Source organism: Dolichospermum circinale AWQC310F (assembly GCF_000426925.1).
In the GTDB taxonomy this organism is placed as follows: Bacteria; Cyanobacteriota; Cyanobacteriia; order Cyanobacteriales; family Nostocaceae; genus Dolichospermum; species Dolichospermum circinale.
In genome coordinates, this window is record NZ_KE384681.1 from 14,110 (window position 1) to 16,149 (window position 2,040).

Here is a 2,040-nt window from a genome sequence, read left to right on the forward strand (position 1 = left end):
TATGGAATGTTTTTAGGGCAATTATGGTTTCGTTGATTCTGTCTGACCCTTGCCAATTATCTGCATCAAACACATAAGTATCATCTCCTGTCCCGCCAATCAGGGTGTCATTGCCGTCACCGCCATTAAGAACGTTATTTCCAGTACCGCCACTAAGAATGTCATTACCATCTCCACCGTCAAGGATGTCATTACCGCCCTTACCGTTAAGGATATCATTTCCACCCACTGCATCAATATACTCAGGGTTATCATTGCCATTAACAGTGTCATTGCCATTTGAACCTCTCGGACCAAGAGCAAGAGCCGCAGGTGCAGTGTAAGGGTTATTAAGATTAGCCCACAAATTATTAATGTTGGCTTTTGCGAGTTGAGGTAGTTCTGCACCAAATAAACTCACATTGCCATCGAAGCCAAATTTTATACCGACTGTCCAACCTAAGAGATTTCCCCAAGCGGCAACATAGTCATTATAGGAGTAGCCATCATCAATATATTGAAAATAAGCACCTCCTCCTCCTAATGTAAATCCTCCAATTACAGGAATAGGATCGGGTATATTAATAGTTCCTTCAGCATAGGCATAGAAGTCCAGTTTAGTCCCATCACGCCCACGGGCGACCAGTTTAGCGTCTGCCTTGAGTAATCCATAGAGGATATTTAAGTTAGCACTTGCCCCAAAAGAGTTATATTGCCAGTTAAGGTTAACTTCACCATTTCCTGTAACGAGATTACCAAGAACCCGAAGATTACCCTGTGCATTAAGGAAATTTGGAGTAATTGTTGCTGTTAGATCTAGGTTAATTAGAGATTCATTAATAGGACCGCCCAGAAAACTGGGTAAATTCAAATTAACCTGTGGTCCTGCGGTAATTTTAACATTACCTTGAAAGACATCATTATATGTCTGTCGTTGACCAAGCACTGTAATGGTTTTTGGACCGACACTATATGACCCACTTATTTCCTGAAGATATGCACCTGTAGCGCCGATGGGTTTATTAAGGTTAAATGCGCCTATCTGAATATATTGCAATTGGCTACCATTCCATAAGACTGTAGCAGCAACATCAATTCCAGAGGGAATTAAAACAGTGGCATCGGCTCTGACTTTTGTTTGATTATTGGTAGTATCAATAAATACTGTAGCGGTTTTAATTGTCCAGCCAGCAGCGATATTAATATTGCTGGCAGATATAGAGCCAACAACTTCCACTGTACCCGTACTACTAATTTTAATGTAATTACTACCACTAAAATTGCCCGTGAGATTGTATAGATCGGGCAGAATGAGTGTACCTTGAATAATGAATACTTTTTCTGATCCAATCTGTGTGTATAGAAGGCTAATCTGTCTACCTTGAACACGCAATAAACCTAGCAAGTTAAAATCAAGGCTTTCCTTATAAATTTTCCCGCCAGTTAGGTCAAATCCATTGCTATTTATTAACAGATAATCGCTACCTGTGACGCTGAGTGTAACTCCTCCTAATGCTTGTGGTAGTGCAATCACACTCTGCAATTGAAATTCTGGGTCCCAAGGATTTTGATCATTAAGATTTCTATCGGGTTTAAAGCTGATGTTAGCACCACTTACTTTTGCACCAAATAAATTAAAGTTAATGTTATTGGCAGTGATATTTTGCAGCCCATTACTATCAAATAGTAGGGATACTCCAATATTTTCGCCACTATAAGTTTGCAGAATGGCACTGCCGGCAAATGTATTAGTAGTTCCATTAAATTCTGCTTTAATGTCACGGAGTTTCCAGCTACCCAACTGGATATCGTTTGCTGATAACTGCGCTCCTGTTAGGTAAGCTTTGTCTTTGTTGACTACTAGCTTATTAGTACCTGTTAGCGTACCCTTTAAACCCTTGAGTTTAGGAATTTCAATTGCACCTTGGAGGGAAAATTCTGGATCCCAGGGTTCGCTATCTGTGGTGTTTCTGTCAATGATTGCGCTTACTGTCTGAATATCTACTGCTGCACCCAAGAAAGTAAAATCTGTTCCCATTCCACTACTGCCGGTTATTTGGG

General features: G+C 40.3%; 1 protein-coding gene. It reads right to left on the reverse strand.

Features of this window, described 5'->3' with window-relative positions:
* Positions 1-2,017 (reverse strand): calcium-binding protein (locus tag ACIR310F_RS26205; protein ID WP_269208357.1); only part of this gene is annotated, 2,017 nt, incomplete at its 3' end.
* Between the last annotated feature and the right edge of the window lie 23 nt (positions 2,018-2,040).